This window comes from Streptomyces sp. ATLC9 (assembly GCF_057196705.1).
Window position 1 is genome coordinate 1 of sequence record NZ_JBXUOY010000062.1, and the last position, 21,978, is coordinate 21,978.

A 21,978-nucleotide genomic window follows, 5' to 3' on the forward strand; every position below is an offset into this window, starting at 1 on the left:
GAGCCGGGCTCGACGTCGGAGACCCACAGCAGCGAGCCGTCGGGAGCGGCGAGGAACTGCAGGTTTCCGGCGAAGCGTCGTCCCTTGCCGGAGTACCACAGGTCGTTGCCCTTCTCGGTGGTGCCGGCCACGCGGTCGCAGGCGATGAGCGTGCCGTCCAGGACCACATGGCTCAGGCCCTGCTCGCGGCAGCGCTCCAGCACCTGGTGCAGGTCCGGGGCGCGCTCGGCGAGGACGTCGATGCCCTCGTGGAGATACCGGTAGCCGGTGGCCTGGGAGATCCCGGCGTCGCGGGCCAGGCAGTGCACGCAGCCGCGCTCGCGGAACCAGCGCAGTACCAGCACGGCCTGGCGGAACGGACCCAGCGCCCGACTGCCGCGGGGAGTGCCGATCCGGCGGCGGTGGGCGGCCAGGAGACGGGCGAGGAAGACCACCACCGGGCGGGGGATGTCGAGCATGGCAACATGGGGGACCAACGTGAAGCCTCTGGTGTCGCAGGACGATCTTGTGAGAGAGAACCGTCCTACCAGGGGCTTTACGTCTGCCCGCCACCGGGGCAGGGCTGCCCGAATCGTCCGGACACCAGAGCCTCATCCGGCTTCGCGTAGATCATTTCGCTGAGAAAACCTCAATGTCCTTGCGTCGCCGCCCCTCGCCCGACCACAGCACGATCCGGCCCCGCGTGGCTATATCCGCAGGCACGTCCCTGCTGTTCACCAACTCCCGCAACTCGGCGGCCTGTTCCACGGAGAGCTCCATAGCAAGCAACCCTGCCGCACAAGATCAAGTAACGCTGACGGAATCACGAGACACTAGAAGGCAAGGGTGCGCTACCTCAAGATCGTCCACTAACTGTGCAGCTCGCTGCCCAGCGGCTCGGCATCAAGTCACCGAAGAACGTCGAGGCGTTCGAGACCCTCGTCGCAGCACTGCTGCAAGCCGAGAAGCGTCGCTGACCTGGTGAAGTGACGCTGCTGTGGGACTAGGATCCACCTCGAAGCGCCCGGCTTCCCCCCGTGGCCGGGCGCTTTGTTGTCGAGGCGCAGGTGCTATCCGGCGAGATGGCGACCGTTCAGGTTCACCTCTCTCGCCCCTGCGCATCCCGCATCCGCACCCCGCGCTCTACGAGTCGTGACCGGACTGTTCCGGCGTCCACGCCGAGCCGTTCGCCAATCCGCGCTAGCGACTGGCCGGCCTCGTAAAGTCGCACTGCTTCGTCGATCTGCTCTGCGGATAGCCCACGCATCCGCATCTCGACGCCGTGGTGCTTGAGGATTTTGCCGACCCTCTGTCGGCTGATCCCGAACCGGTCACCGAGCTGGTAGACCGTCGCCCCACCCGTGTAACCCTCGATGATCTGCTGTATCTGGTCGTCGCTGAGGTGTGTCGCTCGGGCAGGTTGTCGTCGCGCATGATGCTGTCGCACGGGGGCGGATAGGTTTGGCAGCTTACGTAGTAGCGCCTCTAGGGCGCTGACCTGCACCTTTGTGTTGTAGTACGAGCGCCTGAGGTCCACCGTCCGGGAGGCCGGTACCGTACGTCGGAACCGGCCTCCCGCGTTTCGCGTCCGCATTCCCGGCCCGTCCCTCCCGACAGCCCCGGCCCGCCCTCAGACCGCGGTCGGGACCTCCGTCCGCAGCGGCCACGCCGGGTCGACCGTCTCGTCGGATCCGTTGCGGGCGAACCACGCCTGCAGACCGCGCGCCTGGGCCGCGTGCCAGACCGACTGGAGGGTGTGCAGCTCGGCCGGCGTCAGCGAGGACAGCCGCTGCGCGTGGCGGCGCCCCACCTCCCGCACGACCTCGAGCGCTGCCGTGGCGTCGGCGGCGGCGTCGTGGGCCCCGGCCAGTTCCACGCCGTAGTGCTCGCACAGCGCGGCCAGGGTGCGGCGGCCCTTGCGGTAGCGGTCCAGATGCTTGTCCAGCACCCGCGGGTCCAGCACGTACAGCGGGGGGGAGGCGACGGCCTCGGTCAGCGAGGTGCCGTGGTGCCGCCGCAACTCCCGGTCCAGCAGCGTCAGATCGAACGGCGCGTTCATCACCACCAGCGGCAGCGCCTCGGACGCGCGCTCCGCCAGGGCTCTCGCGACCTCACCGACCGCGTCCGCCGGGCGTCGGCCGTGCTCGCGCAGGTGCTCCCCGGTCAGCCCGTGCACCGCCGCCGCCCCCTCGGGCACCGGCACCCCCGGATCCACCAGCCAGCGCACGGCGCGCACCGGTGCCCCCGGCGCGTCCTGCACCACCAGCGCGGCCGAGACGATCCGGTCCCGCTCCGGGTCCACCCCCGTGGTCTCGGTGTCGAATGCGGCGAGCGGCCCCTCGTACCACACCGTCATGCTCTGCTTCCCCTCCGTGTCGAGACCGGGACCGTCCCGGTGGACGGGCGCGTACGGCGGCGCGTACGCCCGTCGCCAGTCTTGATACCTCACCCGGCTCGCGGCCAACCCCGGCGTCCCTGGACCGGGCCGTAACCGTTTCGCGGCCGGGGCGTCCGGCTCGGTACGATTCACGGTGCGCGGCGATCGTCCGCGCCTCGGGCCGATCCCGAGACGGGGAGACCCGAGACGACAGCAGTCAGGAGAGACCGGTGACGGACGTCCGTGTGATCATCCAACGCGATTCCGAGCGGGAAGAACGCGTGGTGACCACGGGCACCACGGCCGCCGAACTCTTCTCCGGCGACCGCTCGATCGTCGCCGCCCGCGTCGGCGGGCAGCTGAAGGACCTGGCGTACGCCGTCGCCGACGGTGACGAGGTCGAGCCCGTGGAGATCTCCTCCGAGGACGGGCTGGACATCCTGCGGCACTCCACCGCGCACGTCATGGCCCAGGCCGTGCAGGACCTCTTCCCCGAGGCCAAGCTCGGTATCGGCCCGCCGATCAAGGACGGCTTCTACTACGACTTCGACGTCGCCGAGCCGTTCACCCCGGACGACCTCAAGCGCATCGAGAAGCGGATGCAGGAGATCGTCAAGCGCGGCCAGCGTTTCTCCCGCCGCGTGACCGGTGACGAGGAGGCCCGCGAGGAACTGGCCGGCGAGCCGTACAAGCTGGAGCTGATCGGGCTCAAGGGCAACGCGGCCGAGGCCGCCGAGGGTGCCTCGGCCGAGGTCGGCGCGGGCGAGCTGACCATCTACGACAACCTCGACGCCAAGACCGGCGAGCTGTGCTGGAAGGACCTGTGCCGCGGTCCGCACCTGCCCACCACCCGCACCGTTCCGGCGTTCAAACTGATGCGGTCGGCCGCCGCGTACTGGCGGGGCAGTGAGAAGAACCCGCAGCTCCAGCGGATCTACGGCACCGCCTGGCCGTCGAAGGACGAACTGAAGGCGTACCTGGAGTTCCTGGCCGAGGCGGAGAAGCGCGACCACCGCAGGCTCGGCGCGGAGCTGGACCTGTTCTCCATCCCGGAGGACATCGGCTCCGGTCTGGCCGTCTTCCACCCCAGGGGCGGCATCATCCGCCGCACCATGGAGGACTACTCGCGCAGGCGGCACGAGGAGGCGGGCTACGAGTTCGTCTACACCCCGCACGCCACCAAGGGGAAGCTGTTCGAGAAGTCGGGCCACCTGGACTGGTACGCCGACGGCATGTATCCGCCCATGCAGCTCGACGAGGGCGTGGACTACTACCTCAAGCCCATGAACTGCCCCATGCACAACCTGATCTTCGACGCGCGGGGACGCTCCTACCGCGAGCTGCCGCTGCGGCTGTTCGAGTTCGGCACGGTCTACCGCTACGAGAAGTCGGGCGTCGTCCACGGCCTGACCCGGGCTCGGGGCTTCACCCAGGACGACGCGCACATCTACTGCACCAAGGAGCAGATGGCGGACGAGCTCGACTCGCTGCTCACCTTCGTGCTGAACCTGCTGCGCGACTACGGTCTGGAGGACTTCTACCTGGAGCTGTCCACCAAGGACCCGGAGAAGTTCATCGGGACGGACGAGAACTGGGAGGAGGCCACCGAGACCCTGCGCCGGGCCGCCGGGAAGCAGGGTCTGGAGCTGGTCATGGACCCGGGGGGCGCCGCCTTCTACGGCCCGAAGATCTCGGTGCAGGCGCGTGACGCCATCGGCCGGACCTGGCAGATGTCGACCATCCAGGTCGACTTCAACCTTCCCGAGCGCTTCGACCTGGAGTACACCGCCCCCGACGGCTCCCGGCAGCGGCCGGTGATGATCCACCGCGCGCTGTTCGGCTCCATCGAGCGGTTCTTCGCCGTGCTGCTGGAGCACTACGCGGGCGCCTTCCCGGCCTGGCTGGCTCCGGTCCAGGCGGTCGGCATCCCGATCGGCGACACCCATGTGCCCTACCTCGAGGAGTTCGCGGCCGGGGCGAGGGCGAAGGGGCTGCGGGTGGAGGTGGACTCCTCCTCGGACCGGATGCAGAAGAAGATCAGGAACGCGCAGAAGAGCAAGGTGCCGTTCATGGTCATCGCCGGTGACGACGACATGGCGGCGGGCGCGGTCAGCTTCCGTTACCGCGACGGCTCGCAGAAGAACGGCGTGCCGGTCGACGAGGCGATCGCGGAGATCGCCAAGGCCGTCGAGGATCGCGTCCAGGTCTGACCGCCGGACGAGGGCGTGCCCGCCGAGCCCGGCGCTCCGCGGGCACGCCCTCGTCGTCCGGCCCCACCGGCCCGCCGAGGTGCGGTGAAGTCCTATGCTGGCCCGCATGAGCAGCGAGCCGGAGCAGCAGATCGGAGTGGGGTCGCCGGACGCCTTCCAGCGTCTGTGGACGCCCCACCGGATGGCCTACATCCAGGGGGAGAACAAGCCGAGCGGCCCGGGCGCCGGTGACGGCTGCCCCTTCTGCACGATCCCGGCCAAGTCCGACGAGGACGGGCTGGTGATCGCCCGTGGCGAGCTGGTGTACGCGGTGCTCAACCTCTACCCGTACAACGGCGGCCATCTGATGGTGGTGCCCTTCCGGCACGTCGCCGGCTACACCGACCTCACCGATCAGGAGACGGTGGAGCTGGGCGACTACACCAAGCGGGCCATGAAGGCGCTGCGCGCGGCCTCCGGGGCGCAGGGGTTCAACATCGGCATGAACCAGGGCGAGGTCGCGGGCGCCGGGATCGCCGCCCACCTCCACCAGCACATCGTGCCGCGCTGGGGAGGCGACACCAACTTCATGCCGGTGGTGGGCCACACCAAGGTGCTGCCGCAACTGCTGGCCGACACCCGGCGGATGCTGGCCGAGGAGTGGCCCGAGGGGGCCTGAGCCCCCTGAACCGAGCCGCCGCCCGTGCCCCGCGGGCGGATCAGGAGGCGTTGTACACGTCGGCGTTGCCCGGCTCGGCCGCCTGCACCTGACCGCCGAGGTTCAGGGAGCGGGCGCCGAACTTCTCGATGTCCACGTTGTTCTCCTTCAGCACCTTCAGGGCCGCCGCGTGCACCACCCGCAGCACCGGAGTGGCCGCCCGAAGGGCGTCGTCGGCCATGAAACGGTGGTTCCAGGGCTTGTCGGCCCACACGTGCCGCAGCCCGAAGGGCTCGGGAAGGCTCAGCTTGCCGCCCAGGAAGTCCAGCACCGGCGGGAACCACGTCAGCGGCGCGCGCACCGCCAGCCGCACCACCTCACCGGGCTGCATCAGCGGCAGCTCGATGTCCTTGGTCTCCCAGAACCGGACGGGCTTGGAGACCGTCTTCTTCCTCGGCGACGGCTTGGAGAAGAACACCGAGCTGATCGGCCCGAGCGCGTGGCCGGTGACCTCGATGCGCAGGGTGTGGTGCAGCACGGTGACGCTGATCAGCATGTTGAGCACGAGCTGGCCGTCCCACAGCACGAACTGGACGCCGAGGTAGTGGCGGTTGCCGCTGTCGAACTGCTGCTCGTTGCAGATCCGCTGGACCTCGAACTCCTTGACGCTGTACGCCTCGACGTTCTGACCCTCGGGCCGGGAGACCCCCGAGGCGCCCTCCCCGACATGGACGGCCACCCAGTGCCGGACGGAGGGCTTGGGGAAACCGCCGGTGTGCAGCGGGGTGCGCTCCAGCATCCGCAGCTGGTCGTGGATCGCGCGCGCCACGTCCCAGCTGCGGAAGGGGTTGATCTCGGTGCCGGGGGAGGCCGGCACCAGCTCCTCGGCGAGCTGCCAGCTGCCCCAGCGCGGGCCCATGCCGAGTATTCCCCTGGGGCCGGCGTAGAAGACCACGTTGCTGCGCTGCTCGGCCGCCAGCTTGGCCAGATTCAGCCTTATGCTCTCCGCGCCGGCGTCGCCGGGGGCGTGCGGCACCGCCTCGGGGATCTTGGCGCCGACGCCGCCGCCCGACAGCAGGCCCTCCCAGCGGGAGCGCAGGTCCTTGGCGTAGCGCTCGCAGATCTGCTTGGCCAGCAGCCAGCCCACGACCGGGGCGACCAGCATCACGCGCAGGTAGACCGCCCAGAAACCGGTGAACGGCAGCCGCAGCACGAAGACCGCCGCCAGCACGCCGAGTGCGACGATCACGCCCATGCCCAGCGCCCCGGCCCGGCGGTCCTGCGAGCCCGCCAGGGTGCGGCGCAGCTGGAAACCCCCGAGCCACAGCAGGACGCCGGGCAGGAAGAGCACTCCGAAGAGCACCATCACCGCCGTCAGCCGGGCGTCACGCTCCCGGCGGATGCGGTTGGCGGCCAGGCAGTGCTCGACCACGACCTGCGGCTCGCAGCCGAAGGACTGGATCATCGCCTTGCGGGCGCCGCCGAGCATCCGTGTCTGGACCGCGCGGGAGAACGCCTCGCCCAGATTCGGCTCGAACAGCGAGAAGCGGGGCGCCGAGGCCTTGGCGCCCTCGTTCGCCGCGAGCAGGTCCGTCACCGGGCCGTCGCGGTAGGCGGCCGAGGCCAGCGCCTGGGTGGGGGCGGTCTGCCCGCCGCCCGCGCCGGTCAACGGGACCTGCGCACCGGGACTGAAGTCGTACGCGCCGCTCCCGTCATCGAAGCCCGCCACTGGTGCCCCCACTCCGCTCGCGCCGTCCGACGTCAGGCTCGTACCGACCGTTCCCAACCACGGGCGGCCGCACACCTGTCGGCGCCCGCCTGTGCCGGGCCCGACGTCGCAGCGTTCAGCGTACCGTCACCGGGGTGTCACGCCACGCGGCTTTCGGCCTGCCCGCGGATTCGCTCGGCGACCTGCCGCGGCACCGGTTCGTGGCGCAGGGGGGAGCGGGAGAAGCGGCCCGTGCCGTGCGAGAGGGAGCGCAGGTCCACCGCGTAGCGGCCGATCTCCGACCGGGGGACCTCCGCGCGCACCAGGGTGCTGCCGCCGGAGATCTGCTCGGTGCCCACCACCCGGCCGCGCCGCCCCGACAGATCGCTCATCACCGGGCCCACGTACTCGTCGGCGACCGTCACCCGCACCTCGTCGACCGGCTCCAGCAGGTGGATGCGCGCGCCGGCGGCGGCCTCGCGCAGGGCCAGGGCGCCCGCCGTCTGGAAGGCCGCGTCGGAGGAGTCCACCGAGTGCGCCTTGCCGTCGACGAGGGTGACGCGCACGTCCACCAGCGGATACCCGGTGGCCACCCCGCGCGCGGCCTGGGCCCGTACCCCCTTCTCCACCGAAGGGATGAACTGGCGCGGCACCGCGCCTCCCACCACCTCGTCGGCGAACTCCACGCCCGAGCCGGCCGGCAGCGGCTCCACGGTGATCTCGCAGACGGCGTACTGGCCGTGACCGCCGGACTGCTTGACGTGCCGCCCCCGCGCGGTGGCCCGCTCGGCGAAGGTCTCGCGCAGGGCCACCCTGTGGGGCACGGCGTCGACCCGGACGCCGTAGCGGGTGCGCAGCCGCTCCAGCGCCACGTCCCGGTGGGCCTCGCCCATGCACCACAGCACCAGCTGGCGGGTGTCGGGGTTCTGCTCCAGGAGCAGGGTGGGGTCCTCGGCGGTCAGCCGGGCCAGCCCCTGGGAGAGCCTGTCCTCGTCGCTCCTGGCGTGGGCCTGGACGGCCACCGGCAGCAGCGGGTCGGGCATCACCCACGGCTCCATCACCAGCGGGTCGCCCTTGTCCGACAGGGTGTCGCCGGTCTCCGCGCGGGAGAGCTTGGCGGCACAGGCCAGATCGCCCGCCACGGCCAGCGGCAGGTGCCGCTGCTGCCCGCCGAAGGGGCTGGTCAGGGCGCCGACGCGCTCGTCCGCGTCGTGGGGCCGCCCGGTGGGGGCGCCGTCGTGGTCGGTCAGACCGTGGCCGCACACGTGCACGGGTACGTCCGGGCGCAGAGTGCCGGAGAAGACCCGCACCAGCGACATCCGCCCGACGTAGGGGTCGGAGGACGTCCTGATCACCTCGGCCGCCAGCGGGCCGCCGGGGTCGCACTCCAGCGGGGGGCGGGGCCTGCCGTCGGGGGTCGCGACCGGGGGGACCTCGCGTTCGCCGGGGGTGGGGAAGCCGCGGGTGACCAGTTCCAGCAGCTCCACCGTGCCCAGCCCCTGCCGGGCTCCCTCCGCGGCGGGGGCCGCGGCCAGGACGGGGTGGAACACACCGCGGGCGACGGCCTTCTCCAGGTCCCGCACCAGCGTTCCCACCTCGACGTCCGCGCCGCCGAGGTAGCGGTCCATCAGGGTCTCGTCCTCGCTCTCGGCGATGATGCCCTCGATCAGCCGGGCCCGGGCGCCGGCGATCAGCGGAAGGTGCTCGGGGTCCGGGTCGCGCTCGGCCCGCTCGCCGGCGGAGTAGTCGCAGATCCGCCGCGACAGCAGCCCGATCAGCCCGGCGACCGGTGCGTGCCCGTCGGGTCCCGGCTCCCCGTGCAGGGGCAGATACAGCGGGAGCACCGCGTCGGGGTCGTCGCCGCCGAAGGCCCGCCGGCAGATGTCGGTCATCTCCCCGAAGTCGGCGCGCGACGCCTCCAGATGGGTGACGACGATGGCGCGCGGCATCCCGACCGCGGCGCACTCCTCCCACACCGGCCGGGTCGGTCCGTCCACGCCGTCGGCGGCCGAGACGACGAAGAGGGCCGCGTCCGCCGCCCGCAGACCGGCCCGCAGCTCCCCGGTGAAGTCGGCGTAGCCGGGGGTGTCCAGGAGGTTGACCTTGACGCCGTCCCACCCCACGGGGACCAGGGAGAGCTGGACCGAGCGCTGCTGCCGGTGCTCGATCTCGTCGTGGTCGGAGACGGTGGTGCCGTCCTCGACCCGGCCCGCGCGGCCCAGCGCACCCGAGGTCTGGACGAGCGCCTCGACCAGGGTCGTCTTCCCCGCGCCGCTGGGGCCGACCAGCACCACGTTCCGTATGGAGCCGGGCCGGTCGGCCACCGGCGCCCTCCCCGCGGCCCCGGTGTGCGTACTCGTCCTGTCGCCCATGTCGTCCGCCTCCCGGTCCGCGCGGCTGGGTCGGATGGTCGTGTGCCGGATCGCACAAGACGTGCTCCTTCGAGCTTTCCACCGCCACCGGAGTCCGTCCATACGTGGCGTTCACGACTGTTCTGGACAAGTGCGCGGAGGGTTCATTTCCCGGCGAAACCGTCTCGACGGGGCGGAAGCGGCCTTCTCGGCCCGCTCATCGGTGCCCGCGGTCGCGGGCACCGTGACGCACCGGCGGCGCCCCGGGTGCGGCTGGCTACGATGGGCGCGCCGACGGCCCCCCGGCCGCCGGCCCACCTCGACTTCCGGGAAGGCCATGCTGAACAAGTACGCGCGTGCGTTCTTCACGCGTGTTCTCACACCGTTCGCCGCTCTGCTCCTCCGGCTGGGAGTCAGTCCCGACACGGTCACGCTCATCGGCACCGGCGGGGTCATGGCGGGGGCGCTGGCCTTCTTCCCCCGCGGCGAGTTCTTCTGGGGCACCGTCGTCATCACCCTGTTCGTCTTCTCCGACCTGGTCGACGGCACCATGGCGCGGCAGTCGGGCCGCTCCAGCCGCTGGGGCGCGTTCCTCGACTCCACCCTGGACCGCGTCGCCGACGCGGCCGTCTTCGGCGGCATCGCGCTGTGGTACACGGGCGGTGGCGGCGACCCGGTGCTGTGCGCGGTGGCGATCTTCTGCCTGGCGAGCGGCCAGGTCGTGTCGTACACCAAGGCGCGCGGCGAGAGCATCGGCCTGCCGGTGAACGTCAACGGCCTGGTCGAGCGCGCCGAGCGGCTGGTGATCACCCTGGTGTGCGCCGGGCTCGCCGGGTTCGAGACGACTTTCGGCGTCCCGTACATCGGGGTCCTGCTGCCCGTGGCCCTGTGGGCGGTGGCCGCGGGCAGCCTGGTGACGATCCTGCAGCGGATGGTGACGGTCCGGCGGGAGGCGGCCGAAGCCGACGCCGGCCGGGACGTGGGAGGGACCACGGGGCCGGGCCGGGACGGAGCCGCCGCGACCGGGCAGGGGGGCGGCAGCTCATGAGGGAGCGGACGACGGACGCCCTGTACGGGCTGGGCTGGGGCGCGGTCAAGCGACTCCCCGAGCCCGCCGCCGCGGCCCTGGGCCGCGTCATCGCCGACGCCGCCTGGCGGCGCCGCGGCCAGGGCGTGCTGCGCCTGGAGGCCAACTACGCCCGGGTGGTTCCCGGCGCGGGACCCGAGCGGCTGGCGGAGCTGTCCCGCGCGGGCATGCGCTCGTACCTGCGCTACTGGATGGAGTCCTTCCGGCTGCCGGTGTGGGAGGAGGCGCGCGTCCGCGACGGAGTCGAGGTCACCGGCCTGCACCGGCTCACCGACACGCTCGGATCGGGTCGCGGCGTGATCCTGGCGCTGCCGCACATGGCCAACTGGGACCTGGCCGGTGCCTACCTCACCACCGGCCTGGGCATCCCGTTCGCCACCGTCGCCGAGCGCCTCAAGCCCGAGAGCCTGTACGACCGCTTCGTCGCCTACCGAGAGGGCCTGGGCATGGAGGTGCTGCCGCACACCGGCGGCGCGGCCTTCGGCACCCTGGCCCGGCGGCTGCGGGCGGGCGGGCTGGTGGCCCTGGTGGCCGACCGGGACCTGTCCTCCTCCGGCGTCGAGGTCGACTTCTTCGGGGAACCGGCCCGGATGCCGGCCGGCCCCGCCATGCTGGCGCTGCAGACCGGGGCCGCGCTGCTGCCGGCGCACCTGTGGTTCGACGAGACGCCCGTGATGAAGGGGCGCGTCCTGCCGCCGGTGGAAGCGCCCGCCGAGGGCACCCGCCGGGAGAAGGCCGCAGCCATGACCCAGGCGGTGGCGGACGGCTTCGCGGCCGGTATCGCCGAGCACCCCGAGGACTGGCACATGCTGCAGAGACTGTGGTCGGCCGACCTCGTGCCGCGGACCGGAACGGGCGCGGGACCGGATCCGGCCGGCCGGGAGGCGGGGGAGCGGTGAGGATCGGCATCGTCTGTCCCTACTCCTGGGACGTCCCCGGAGGCGTTCAGTTCCACATCCGGGACCTGGCCCAGCACCTCACCGGCCTCGGGCACGAGGTGTCCGTCCTCGCCCCGGCCGAGGAGGGGACACCCCTGCCGCCGTACGTCGTGCCGGCCGGGCGGGCCGTCCCCGTCCCGTACAACGGCTCGGTCGCCCGGCTGAACTTCGGCTTCCTGTCGGCGGCGAGGGTGCGCCGCTGGGTACACGAGGGCGCCTTCGACGTGCTGCACATCCACGAGCCCGCCACCCCCTCGCTCTCCCTGCTGGCCTGCTGGACGGCGCAGGGGCCGATCGTGGCCACCTTCCACACCTCCAATCCGCGCTCGCGGGCGATGATCGCCGCCTATCCGATCCTGCAGCCCGCGCTGGAGAAGATCAGCGCGCGGATCGCCGTCAGCGAGTACGCCCGCCGCACCCTGGTCGAGCACCTGGGCGGGGACGCGGTCGTCGTCCCCAACGGCGTGGACGTGGACTTCTTCGCCGGCGCCGAGCCCAAGGCCGAGTGGCAGGGCCGCGACGGAGAGAACACCATCGGCTTCATAGGGCGCATCGACGAGCCGCGCAAGGGCCTGCCCGTGCTGATGCGGGCGCTTCCGCGTATCCTCGCCGAGCGCCCCGGCACCCGGCTCCTGGTGGCCGGGCGCGGCGACGAGGAGGAGGCCGTCGCGGGCCTGCCGCGCGAGCTGCGCGACCGCGTGGAGTTCCTGGGCATGGTCAGCGACGAGGACAAGGCGCGGCTGCTGCGCAGCGTGGACCTGTACATCGCCCCCAACACCGGCGGTGAGTCCTTCGGCATCATCCTGGTGGAGGCGATGTCGGCCGGGGCCCCGGTGCTCGCCAGCGATCTGGACGCCTTCGCCCAGGTGCTGGACGGGGGAGAGGCCGGCGAGCTGTACGCCAACGAGGACGCCGACGGGCTGGCCGCCGCCGCGGTGCGCCTGCTGAGCGCCCCGGAGCGGCGCGCGGAGCTGCGCGGGCACGGCAGCCGCCACGTGCGCCGCTTCGACTGGTCCACCGTGGGCGCGGACATCCTCGCCGTCTACGAGACCGTCGCCGACGGCGCCGCCTCGGTCGCGCCGGACGAGCGGACGGGGCTGCGCGCCCGGCTGGGCCTGGCACGTGACTGAACCCGGGGAGACCTTCCGACCGTGACCACGATCGTCTGGATCGCGGCGGCGCTGCTGCTCGTCGCCGTCTACCTGAGCTGGACCGCCGGACGTCTGGACCGGCTGCACGCCCGTCTCGACGCGGCCCGCGCGGCCCTGGACGCGCAGTTGCTGCGGCGTGCCTCCGTCGCGCAGGAGCTGGCCACCGCGGGGGTACTGGACCCGGCCGCCTCCATCGTCCTGTACCAGGCCGCCCACGACGCCCGGCAGGCCGAGGAGGAGCACCGGGAGGTCGCCGAGAGCGAGCTCAGCCAGGCTCTGCGCGCGGTGTTCGCCGAGAGCACGCAGCTGGAGGCGGTACGGGCGGCGCCCGGGGGCGAGGCGACCGCCGAGGAGCTGGCCGCCGCGGTGCGCCGGGTGCCCATGGCGCGGCGTTTCCACAACGACGCGGTACGGGCCGCCCGCGCGCTGCGCCGCCACCGCAAGGTGCGCTGGTTCCGGCTGGCCGGGCACGCGCCCTTCCCGCTGGCCTTCGAGATGGACGACGAGCCGCCGGCGGTCCTGGCGGACCGGACGGGCCTCCCGAGGGAAGGCCACTGACTTCCGATTGGCCCTTTCATGCGGGCCGCTCGTACCGTTTCATCGGTCCTGTAGCAGGGATCACCGTGAACTGGACCGGACGGCGGGTCCGATGGGGAATCGAACGGGCCTACGATGGGTTCACCGTACGGCCGCCGTGCACGTCGGCGCGGGCCCTCCGGCCGTACGCGGGCCGGCGCCGTCCGGCACCCCGGCCGTCCCGGCCCGTCCCAACCGCTGTTCACCGTCGCCGAGTGAGGTCGCACCTTGTCCACCACACCTTCCAGCACGCCCGAAACCGCCTCCGTACCGACACCCGAGACCGGCACCGCGCGCGTCAAGCGAGGCATGGCCGAACAGCTCAAGGGCGGTGTGATCATGGATGTGGTCACGCCGGAGCAGGCGAAGATCGCCGAGGACGCCGGGGCCGTCGCGGTCATGGCCCTGGAGAGGGTGCCCGCCGACATCCGCAAGGACGGCGGCGTCGCCCGCATGTCCGACCCGGACATGATCGAGGGGATCATCGACGCCGTCTCCATCCCGGTGATGGCCAAGTCCCGCATCGGCCACTTCGTCGAGGCGCAGGTGCTCCAGGCGCTCGGTGTGGACTACATCGACGAGTCCGAGGTCCTCACCCCCGCCGACGAGGTCAACCACAGCGACAAGTGGGCCTTCACCACGCCCTTCGTCTGCGGCGCCACCAACCTGGGCGAGGCCCTGCGCCGGATCGCCGAGGGTGCGGCCATGATCCGCTCCAAGGGCGAGGCCGGTACCGGCAACGTCGTCGAGGCCGTCCGCCACCTGCGCCAGATCAAGAACGAGATCGCCCGCCTGCGCGGCTACGACAACAACGAGCTGTACGCCGCCGCCAAGGAGCTGCGCGCACCCTACGAGCTGGTCCGCGAGGTCGCCGGGCTGGGCAGGCTGCCGGTGGTGCTGTTCTCCGCCGGCGGCGTGGCCACCCCGGCCGACGCCGCGCTGATGCGCCAGCTCGGCGCCGAGGGCGTCTTCGTCGGCTCGGGCATCTTCAAGTCCGGCGACCCGGCCAAGCGCGCCGCCGCCATCGTGAAGGCCACCACCTTCTTCGACGACCCCAAGGTCGTCGCGGACGCCTCCCGCGGCCTGGGTGAGGCCATGGTCGGCATCAACTGCGACACCCTGACCGAGGCCGAGAGGTTCGCCGGCCGCGGCTGGTGAGCCGCGGCGCACACCGCGCCTCCCCTCACCCCGGGCGGCCCGCACACCGCGGGCCGCCCCCGGCCGTCCCGTCCCTCCCCGACGCCGTCCCGTACGTGTTCCCGAAGAGGTGCGCCCCGTGACCACCCCCGCCATCGGAGTCCTCGCCCTCCAGGGCGATGTCCGCGAACACCTCGCCGCGCTGGAGGCGGCCGGCGCCGAGGCCCGCACCGTCCGCCGCCCCGAGGAGATCGCCGAGGCCGACGGCCTGGTGATCCCCGGCGGCGAGTCCACCACCATCTCCAAGCTGGCCACCGCCTTCGGGCTGATGGAGCCGCTGCGCGAGCGCGTCCGCTCGGGCATGCCCGCCTACGGTTCCTGTGCGGGCATGATCATGCTCGCCGACAAGATCCTCGATCCCCGTTCCGGCCAGGAGACGGTCGGCGGGATCGACATGATCGTGCGCCGCAACGCCTTCGGGCGGCAGAACGAGTCCTTCGAGGCGTCCGTGGACGTGGCCGGGGTCGGGGGCGGACCGGTCGAGGGCGTCTTCATCCGCGCGCCCTGGGTGGAGTCCACCGGCGCGGACGTGGAGGTGCTGGCGGCCTTCGACGGCCATCCCGTCGCCGTGCGCCAGGGCGCCCTGCTGGCGACCGCCTTCCACCCCGAACTCACCGGGGACCACCGCGTCCACCGGCTCTTCACCACGATGGTGCGCTCGGCCGCACGGTGATCCGCCGGTGTCACCGGCTGTAGTATCGGCCCATTGATTCCCCCGTTGGCGACATGAAGGAGCGAGGCTGTGTCCGGCCACTCCAAGTGGGCAACCACCAAGCACAAGAAGGCCGTGATCGATGCCAAGCGCGGCAAGCTCTTCGCCAAGCTGATCAAGAACATCGAGGTCGCGGCCCGGATGGGCGGTGCCGACCCCGATGGCAACCCCACCCTCTACGACGCCATCCAGAAGGCGAAGAAGAGCTCCGTCCCCAACAACAACATCGACCGCGCGGTCAAGCGGGGCGCGGGCCTGGAGGCGGGCGGCGCCGACTACCAGACGATCATGTACGAGGGCTACGGCCCCAACGGCGTCGCGGTCCTGATCGAGTGCCTCACCGACAACCGCAACCGCGCGGCCTCCGACGTGCGCGTCGCCATGACCCGCAACGGCGGCTCCATGGCCGACCCGGGATCGGTGTCGTACCTGTTCAACCGCAAGGGCGTCGTGATCGTCCCCAAGGGCGACCTGACCGAGGACGACGTGCTGGCCGCCGTTCTGGAGGCGGGCGCCGAGGAGGTCAACGACCTCGGCGAGTCCTTCGAGGTCATCAGCGAGGCGAGTGATCTGGTCGAGGTGCGCACCGCGCTGCAGAAGGCGGGCGTCGACTACGACTCGGCGGACGCGAACTTCGTCCCCACCATGCAGGTGGAGCTGGACGAGGAGGGCGCCCGCAAGATCTTCAAGCTGATCGACGCGCTGGAGGACAGCGACGACGTGCAGAACGTCTTCGCCAACTTCGACGTGTCCGACGACGTCATGGCCAAGGTCGAGGCCTGATCCCCGGGGCATCCGAACCGGAGCGCGTTCCGGTGCCCGGTGCGAGGCCCGGTGCCGGCCCTCTTCCGTGTGGCCCTCCGGCGTTGTCGGTGGCAGCCGATAGCCTGCGGGAACAGGTGATCGAACGACCAGTGGACGGAAGGGGGCCGCGGTGCGCGTACTCGGCGTGGACCCGGGGCTGACCCGCTGCGGCATCGGCGTGGTGGAGGGGACGGCCGGCCGGCCGCTGCGGATGGGTGGGGTCGGCGTCGTGCGGACCCCCGCCGACGCCGAGGTCCCCGACCGGCTGGTGCTCGTCGAGCGCGGCTTGGAGGAGTGGCTGGAGGAGTACCGGCCCGACGTCGTCGCCGTCGAGCGCGTGTTCAGCCAGCACAACGTCCGCACCGTGATGGGCACCGCGCAGGCCAGCGCGGTCGCCATGCTCTGCGCGGCCCGGCGCGGCCTTCCGGTCGCCCTGCACACCCCCAGTGAGGTCAAGGCCGCTGTCACCGGCACCGGCCGGGCGGACAAGGTCCAGGTGGGTGCGATGGTCACCAGACTGCTGCGGCTGGACGCCCCGCCCAAGCCCGCCGACGCCGCCGACGCCCTGGCACTGGCCATCTGCCACATCTGGCGCGCCCCCGCCCAGGACCGGCTCCGGCAGGTCAGGCTCCAGCAGGCCCACCACCGGCAGGCCGGGCACCAGCAGATCCGCCGCCGCCAGGCCCGCGCCGCCCGGGTCGCGCCCGCGGCGGTGAGAGCGGAGCCGGTCCCGGCGCCCGCGCCGGAAGCCGCGCCCGCCGGGAGAACCCGGCGCACCCCGGAGGACAGCCGATGATCGCCTTCGTGTCCGGACCGGTCGCCGCCCTCTCCCCGGACACCGCCGTGATCGAGGTCGGCGGCGTCGGCATGGCGCTCCACTGCACGCCCGCCACCCTCGCCGGCCTGCGCGTCGGCGAACACACCAGGCTGGCCGCCTCGCTGGTGGTCCGTGAGGACTCCCTGACGCTCTACGGCTTCGCCGACGACGACGAGCGGCGGGTCTTCGAACTGCTCCAGACCGCCAGCGGCGTCGGCCCGCGGCTGGCCCAGGCCATGCTCGCCGTTCACAGCCCCGACGCACTGCGGCTGGCGGTCTCCACCGGGGACGAGAAGGCGCTCACCACCGTCCCCGGTATCGGGAAGAAGGGCGCGCAGAAGCTCCTGCTGGAGCTGAAGGACAGACTCGGTGAGCCGGCGGCCGTCACAGGCGCGGCGGCCGGCCGCGGCCCCGGCCCGGCTGCGGGCGAGCCCGGCTGGCGCGAGCAGCTGCACGCCGCCCTGGTGGGTCTGGGCTACACCCCCCGCGATGCCGAGGACGCGGTCACCGCCGTCACCCCGCAGGCCGAGGCGGTGCTGGCCGAAGGCGGCCGGCCGCCGGTGCCCCAGCTCCTCCGCTCCGCCCTGCAGACACTCAACCGCGCACGCTGAGACGCCGGTCCGTACCGCCCCGGCGGCACGGACCGGCTACGGACCGATGAGAGACCGACCATGACGCCGCACCCCCAGCCCCGCCCCGCGGACCGGACCCCCGGCCGGCCCGCCGCCCCGATCGCCGGGCCGGCCACCGCTTCGGCAGCCGGCCCGAGGAGGCCGTCATGACCTGGGACGACCACCCCGGCCACGCCGAAGGAAGCGCCGAGCGCCTGGTGGGGGCGGCCGCCGACGGCGAGGACACCGCCGTCGAGGCCGCGCTGCGCCCCAAGGACCTGGCGGAGTTCGTCGGGCAGTCCAAGGTGCGTGAGCAGCTCGATCTGGTGCTGCGCGCCGCCCGCGCCCGCGGCGGCACCGCCGACCACGTCCTGCTCTCCGGCGCCCCCGGTCTGGGCAAGACCACCCTGTCCATGATCATCGCGGCGGAGATGAGCGCCCCCATCCGCATCACCTCCGGACCGGCCATCCAGCACGCCGGGGACCTGGCCGCGATCCTCTCCTCCCTCACCGAGGGCGAGGTCCTCTTCCTCGACGAGATCCACCGGATGTCGCGGCCCGCCGAGGAGATGCTCTACATGGCGATGGAGGACTTCCGCGTCGACGTCATCGTCGGCAAGGGCCCGGGCGCCACCGCCATCCCCCTGGAACTGCCGCCCTTCACCCTGGTCGGCGCCACCACCCGGGCCGGCCTGCTGCCGCCGCCGCTGCGCGACCGCTTCGGCTTCACCGCCCACATGGAGTTCTACGAACCGGCCGAGCTGGAGCGGGTCATCCACCGCTCCGCCCGGCTGCTGGACGTGGAGATGGACGCCGAGGGCGCCGCCGAGATCGCCGGCCGCTCCCGGGGTACCCCCCGCATCGCCAACCGGCTGCTGCGCCGGGTGCGCGACTACGCCCAGGTCAGGGCCGACGGCCTGATCACCAGGGAGATCGCCGGGCAGGCCCTGGCGGTCTACGAGGTGGACGACCGCGGCCTGGACCGCCTGGACCGCGGAGTGCTGGACGCCCTGCTCAGGCTGTTCGGCGGCGGCCCGGTCGGCCTGTCCACACTGGCCGTCGCGGTGGGGGAGGAACGCGAGACGGTGGAGGAGGTCGCGGAGCCGTTCCTCGTCCGGGAGGGGCTGCTGGCCCGCACCCCCCGGGGCCGGATCGCCACTCCCGCCGCCTGGGAGCACATGGGGCTCACCCCGCCCCGGCAGCCACCGGCGCCCGCCCCGGGCGGGCCGGGCCAGCCCGGTCTCTTCGGATCGTGACGGCGTGCGAACTCGCCCTTCGCGGAACCTCAGTGCGATGCTTGACGTTGTTCCCCAGGCGCGGGCTCGCTTAGACTCCGCCGACGCCCTCCGTCCCGGAGGGCATGACCGCCCCCGAATACCAGGCCGCCTCCCAGCGGTCGTGTGAAGGAAACCTTCCGCCGTGGATATTGGACTTCTCCTCCCCTTCATCATCCTCATCGGAGCCATGCTCCTGATGACGCGCTCGGCCAAGAAGAAGCAGCAGCAGGCCGTACAGATGCGCGACCGGATGGAGCCAGGCACCGGCATCCGTACGATCGGTGGCATGTACGCGTTGGTGAAGGAGGTCCACTCCGACACGGTTCTCCTGGAGGTCGCGCCGGGCGTACACGCGATCTACGCCAAGAACGCCGTCGGCGCGGTGCTGGAGGCCGACGAGTACGAGCGCATCGTCAACGGCGATCCGGAGCACGACGCGGACGCCCCCGTCGTCCCGGACGACGCCTCCTCGCTGGTCTCCGACGGTGGCGCGGACAAGACCGACCTGAGCAAGACGGACTCCTCCGCCGACGAGGCCGAGACCGGGGACGCCGAGCGGAAGGGCGACGCCGACTCCAAGTGAGTCGCTCCGCCGCCGGCCCCGCGACGGGCCCGGCGGCGCCGCATGTCCTTACGACCACTTCGCGCGCCGCGCGGCGACCATTCGAGCGCGGGCGGTTGGACAGGGAGATACGAGAAGGTGGCAGCACCGAAGAAAGGTCGCAGATCACCGGGCACCCAGGGACGGCCGTGGCGCTCCCTGACGCTCATCCTGGTGGCGATGGTGGCGCTCACCGGAGGCATGTTCCTCTCCGGGCACACCACGCCCCGCCTGGGCATCGACCTCGCCGGCGGCACGAGCATCACGCTCACGGCCAAGGCGCAGCCCGGCAAGGAGGAGGCGATCAACGAGACCAACATGAACACCGCCGTCTCCATCATCGAACGACGGGTCAACGGTCTGGGCGTCGCCGAGGCCGAGGTGCGGACGCAGGGCGCCGAGAACATCGTCATCAACATCCCGCGCGGCACCGACGAGAAGCAGGCCCGCGAGCAGGTCGGCACCACCGCCCAGCTCGCGTTCCGCCCGGTCCTGACCGTCGCGTCCGGGGCCCCGCCCCAGCCGGACCCCTCGGCGAGCCCGTCCGGCGCCGCCGGTGAGAAGGACGAGGAGGCGACGGACGGCGAGAAGTCCGGCGACTCCTCCGCGGCACCCTCGCCCGGAGCCTCCACCCAGGGCCGCGCCGTCACCGATGACCTGCTGGCCGACGACTCCCAGACGCCCACCCCCTCGGCCTCCGTGTCCGGGGACGAGAAGGACGAGGGGGCCGAGGAGTCCGCCGCCCCCGAAGCCTCGCAGCCCGCCCCGGCGCCGGACGCCGGCATCCCGGCCGGTCTGCAGAAGAAGCTCGACGCGCTGGACTGCGCCACCGACGAGGGCCGCGCCGAGGCCCGCCTGGCCGCCGCCCAGGCGGAGAACTCCGAGACCGTCGTCTCCTGTGACGAGAGCGGGCTGTACAAGTACGGGCTCGGCCCCGTCGCCGTCCCCGGCACCGACGTCACCGACGCCGCCGCCCTCTTCGACGACCAGCGGGCCCAGGGCTGGATCGTCACCATGGAGTTCGACTCCGACGGCGCCGAGAAGTTCGCCGACATCACCGAGGAGCTCTCCACCCAGGCCGAGCCGCGCAACCAGTTCGCGATCGTGCTGGACGGCGAGGTCGTCTCCGCACCCCGTGTCTCCGAGCGGCTCGGCGGCGGCAGCGCCGAGATCTCCGGCAGCTTCAACCAGCAGTCCGCCGAGGAACTGGCCAACATCCTCTCCTACGGCGCCCTGCCGCTCTCCTTCGAGGAGAGCAACGTGACCACCATCTCGCCCACGCTCGGCTCCGAGCAGCTCAAGGCGGGCCTGATCGCCGGAGCCATCGGCCTGGTGCTGGTCGTCGCCTACCTGCTCTTCTACTACCGGGTGCTGGCGCTGGTGGCGATCTCCAGCCTGGTGGCCGCGGCCGTCCTCACCTACGTCATCATGGCCCTGCTCGGTCCGGCCATCGGCTTCGCCCTGAGCCTGCCGGCCATCTGCGGCGCCATCGTGGCCATCGGCATCACCACGGACTCCTTCATCGTCTACTTCGAGAGGATCCGCGACGAGATCCGCGAGGGCCGTTCCGTCCGGGCCGCCTTCGAGCGGGCCTGGCCGAGCGCCCGGCGGACCATCCTGGTCTCCGACGTGGTCTCGATCATCGCCGCCATCGTGCTGTTCATCGTCTCGATCGGCTCCGTCCAGGGTTTCGCCTTCGTGCTCGGCCTGACGACGGCGCTGGACCTGGCCATCGTCTTCCTGCTCACCAAGCCGATGATGACGATCATGGCCGGCCGGAAGTTCTTCACCAGCGGTCACCCGTGGTCCGGACTCGACCCGAAGCGGCTCGGGGTCACCCCGCCGCTGCACCGGGGCCGCCGCGCCGCGGTCGCCGCCCCCGCCGAACCGAAGGAGGCCTGAGATGTCACGATTCGGTGATCTCGGCGGCAAGCTGTACCGCGGCGAGGCCAGCTACGACTTCGTCGGAAAGCGGAAGCTCTGGTACGGCGTCACGCTGCTGCTGATGCTGATCTCCCTGGTGGGCCTGGGATCCCGCGGCCTGTACATGGGCATCGAGTTCCAGGGCGGGGCCGTCTTCACCACCCCGCCCACCCAGATGTCGATCGAGGACGCCCGCGAGACGGCCCAGGAGGTCTCCGGGGCCGAGCCCCGCATCCAGGAGCTGGGCAGCGGCGCGCTGCGCATCCAGGTCACCGGGCTGGACAACGAGCAGTCGGAGAAGACCCGCGCGGCCCTCGCCGGAGAGCTCGGCCTGGAGACCCAGGAGCTGGACACCGAGCTGGTCGGCCCGAGCTGGGGCGACCAGATGAGCAGCAAGGCGATCCAGGGCCTGATCGTCTTCCTGATCCTGGTCAGCGTCTACCTGGCCATCGCCTTCGAGTGGCGGATGGCGGTGGGCGCCATGGGCGCCCTGGTGCACGACCTGGTCGTCACCATCGGCGTCTACGCCATCGTGGGCTTCGAGGTGACCCCGGGCACGGTGGTCGGCATCCTGACGATCCTCAGTTACTCGCTGTACGACACGGTGGTGGTCTTCGACAAGGTCAAGGAGAAGACCCGCGGCCTGCTCAAGCAGAATCGCCACACCTACGGCGAGCTGGCCAACCTCGGCATCAACGCCACCGTGGTCCGTTCCGTCAACACCTCGGTGGTCGCCCTGCTGCCGGTGGCCGGACTGCTGTTCATCGGCACCGGCCTGCTCGGCGGCGGCATGCTCAAGGACATCTCGCTGTCGCTGTTCATCGGTCTCACCGCCGGTACGTTCTCCTCCATCTTCATCGCCACCCCGATCCTGGTGGACCTCAGGCTCCGCTCGCCGGAGATCAAGGCCCACGACCGGCGGACGCTGGCCAAGCGGGCCAAGGGCGGCGACGGGGCCGAGGACGCCGAGGAGGCGGGTGAGAACGCGGGCGCCGGTGCGCGGCGGGCCGCCGGGCCCGCCG

Annotated in this window: 20 protein-coding genes and 1 pseudogene; 15 read left to right on the forward strand and 6 right to left on the reverse strand. The window is 72.1% G+C overall.

Annotated features, from left to right (window positions below):
* The 4 genes from AC2CJA_RS09715 to AC2CJA_RS09730 all read right to left on the reverse strand — a co-directional run.
* On the reverse strand, window positions 1-458 hold a 458-nt coding region (locus AC2CJA_RS09715), incomplete at its 3' end, for a helix-turn-helix domain-containing protein (protein WP_484602258.1).
* A 151-nt stretch (window positions 459-609) separates the two neighbouring features.
* Window positions 610-747 (reverse strand): hypothetical protein, encoded by a 138-nt coding sequence (locus tag AC2CJA_RS09720; RefSeq protein WP_484602259.1) that lies wholly within the window; start codon window positions 745-747, stop codon window positions 610-612.
* A gap of 331 nt (window positions 748-1,078) precedes the next feature.
* A complete protein-coding gene (locus tag AC2CJA_RS09725; protein ID WP_484602260.1) occupies window positions 1,079-1,483 on the reverse strand; it encodes a hypothetical protein in 405 nt (134 codons plus the stop codon).
* Between the two features lie 126 nt (window positions 1,484-1,609).
* Window positions 1,610-2,335 carry an exonuclease domain-containing protein gene (locus AC2CJA_RS09730; protein ID WP_484602261.1) on the reverse strand — a complete coding sequence of 242 codons (726 nt, stop codon included), beginning with the start codon at window positions 2,333-2,335 and terminating at the stop codon, window positions 1,610-1,612.
* 251 nt (window positions 2,336-2,586) lie between these two features.
* Here AC2CJA_RS09730 and thrS point away from each other — a divergent pair, with 251 nt between their 5' ends.
* Both thrS and AC2CJA_RS09740 read left to right on the forward strand, forming a co-directional pair.
* Complete coding sequence (gene thrS, locus AC2CJA_RS09735; protein WP_484602262.1) at window positions 2,587-4,566, forward strand: threonine--tRNA ligase; 1,980 nt, start codon at window positions 2,587-2,589, stop codon at window positions 4,564-4,566.
* A gap of 94 nt (window positions 4,567-4,660) precedes the next feature.
* Complete coding sequence (locus tag AC2CJA_RS09740; RefSeq protein ID WP_484602263.1) at window positions 4,661-5,224, forward strand: HIT family protein; 564 nt, start codon at window positions 4,661-4,663, stop codon at window positions 5,222-5,224.
* Between the two features lie 40 nt (window positions 5,225-5,264).
* Here the strand turns inward: AC2CJA_RS09740 and AC2CJA_RS09745 are convergent, their stop codons facing one another.
* Window positions 5,265-6,932, reverse strand: a complete 1,668-nt coding sequence (locus AC2CJA_RS09745; protein WP_484602264.1) for a hypothetical protein — start codon at window positions 6,930-6,932, stop codon at window positions 5,265-5,267.
* Between the two features lie 137 nt (window positions 6,933-7,069).
* Window positions 7,070-9,283 carry an elongation factor G-like protein EF-G2 gene (locus AC2CJA_RS09750; protein ID WP_484602265.1) on the reverse strand — a complete coding sequence of 738 codons (2,214 nt, stop codon included), beginning with the start codon at window positions 9,281-9,283 and terminating at the stop codon, window positions 7,070-7,072.
* Window positions 9,284-9,599: 316 nt separating this feature from the next.
* Here AC2CJA_RS09750 and pgsA point away from each other — a divergent pair, with 316 nt between their 5' ends.
* The 13 genes and pseudogenes from pgsA to secF all read left to right on the forward strand — a co-directional run.
* Window positions 9,600-10,310, forward strand: coding sequence for a phosphatidylinositol phosphate synthase (gene pgsA / locus AC2CJA_RS09755; protein WP_484602266.1), 711 nt, complete (start codon window positions 9,600-9,602; stop codon window positions 10,308-10,310).
* On the forward strand, window positions 10,307-11,248 hold the full coding sequence (locus AC2CJA_RS09760) for a phosphatidylinositol mannoside acyltransferase (RefSeq protein ID WP_484602267.1): 942 nt from the start codon (window positions 10,307-10,309) through the stop codon (window positions 11,246-11,248). Before pgsA ends, AC2CJA_RS09760 begins: the two co-directional genes overlap by 4 nt.
* Window positions 11,245-12,417, forward strand: a complete 1,173-nt coding sequence (locus AC2CJA_RS09765; protein WP_484602268.1) for a glycosyltransferase family 4 protein — start codon at window positions 11,245-11,247, stop codon at window positions 12,415-12,417. Before AC2CJA_RS09760 ends, AC2CJA_RS09765 begins: the two co-directional genes overlap by 4 nt.
* A gap of 21 nt (window positions 12,418-12,438) precedes the next feature.
* Window positions 12,439-12,996, forward strand: coding sequence for a hypothetical protein (locus AC2CJA_RS09770; protein ID WP_241713395.1), 558 nt, complete (start codon window positions 12,439-12,441; stop codon window positions 12,994-12,996).
* A gap of 246 nt (window positions 12,997-13,242) precedes the next feature.
* Complete coding sequence (gene pdxS, locus AC2CJA_RS09775) at window positions 13,243-14,172, forward strand: pyridoxal 5'-phosphate synthase lyase subunit PdxS (RefSeq protein ID WP_484602269.1); 930 nt, start codon at window positions 13,243-13,245, stop codon at window positions 14,170-14,172.
* Window positions 14,173-14,290: 118 nt separating this feature from the next.
* Entirely contained in the window at window positions 14,291-14,884 is a 594-nt protein-coding gene (gene pdxT / locus AC2CJA_RS09780) for a pyridoxal 5'-phosphate synthase glutaminase subunit PdxT (RefSeq protein ID WP_484602270.1), read from the forward strand.
* Between the two features lie 69 nt (window positions 14,885-14,953).
* The gene (locus AC2CJA_RS09785; protein WP_101257139.1) at window positions 14,954-15,706 is read left to right on the forward strand and encodes a YebC/PmpR family DNA-binding transcriptional regulator; all 753 of its coding nucleotides are present in this window, start codon (window positions 14,954-14,956) and stop codon (window positions 15,704-15,706) included.
* Between the two features lie 151 nt (window positions 15,707-15,857).
* Window positions 15,858-16,349, forward strand: a pseudogene (gene ruvC / locus AC2CJA_RS09790) (crossover junction endodeoxyribonuclease RuvC); the annotation flags it as partial.
* A gap of 170 nt (window positions 16,350-16,519) precedes the next feature.
* On the forward strand, window positions 16,520-17,155 hold the full coding sequence (ruvA, locus tag AC2CJA_RS09795; RefSeq protein ID WP_484602271.1) for a Holliday junction branch migration protein RuvA: 636 nt from the start codon (window positions 16,520-16,522) through the stop codon (window positions 17,153-17,155).
* A 167-nt stretch (window positions 17,156-17,322) separates the two neighbouring features.
* On the forward strand, window positions 17,323-18,411 hold the full coding sequence (gene ruvB, locus AC2CJA_RS09800; RefSeq protein ID WP_484602272.1) for a Holliday junction branch migration DNA helicase RuvB: 1,089 nt from the start codon (window positions 17,323-17,325) through the stop codon (window positions 18,409-18,411).
* Between the two features lie 163 nt (window positions 18,412-18,574).
* On the forward strand, window positions 18,575-19,015 hold the full coding sequence (yajC, locus tag AC2CJA_RS09805; protein ID WP_241713405.1) for a preprotein translocase subunit YajC: 441 nt from the start codon (window positions 18,575-18,577) through the stop codon (window positions 19,013-19,015).
* A gap of 117 nt (window positions 19,016-19,132) precedes the next feature.
* Window positions 19,133-20,935 carry a protein translocase subunit SecD gene (secD, locus tag AC2CJA_RS09810; RefSeq protein WP_484602273.1) on the forward strand — a complete coding sequence of 601 codons (1,803 nt, stop codon included), beginning with the start codon at window positions 19,133-19,135 and terminating at the stop codon, window positions 20,933-20,935.
* Between the two features lies 1 nt (window position 20,936).
* A partial coding sequence (gene secF, locus AC2CJA_RS09815) for a protein translocase subunit SecF (RefSeq protein WP_484602274.1) occupies window positions 20,937-21,978 on the forward strand: 1,042 nt, incomplete at its 3' end.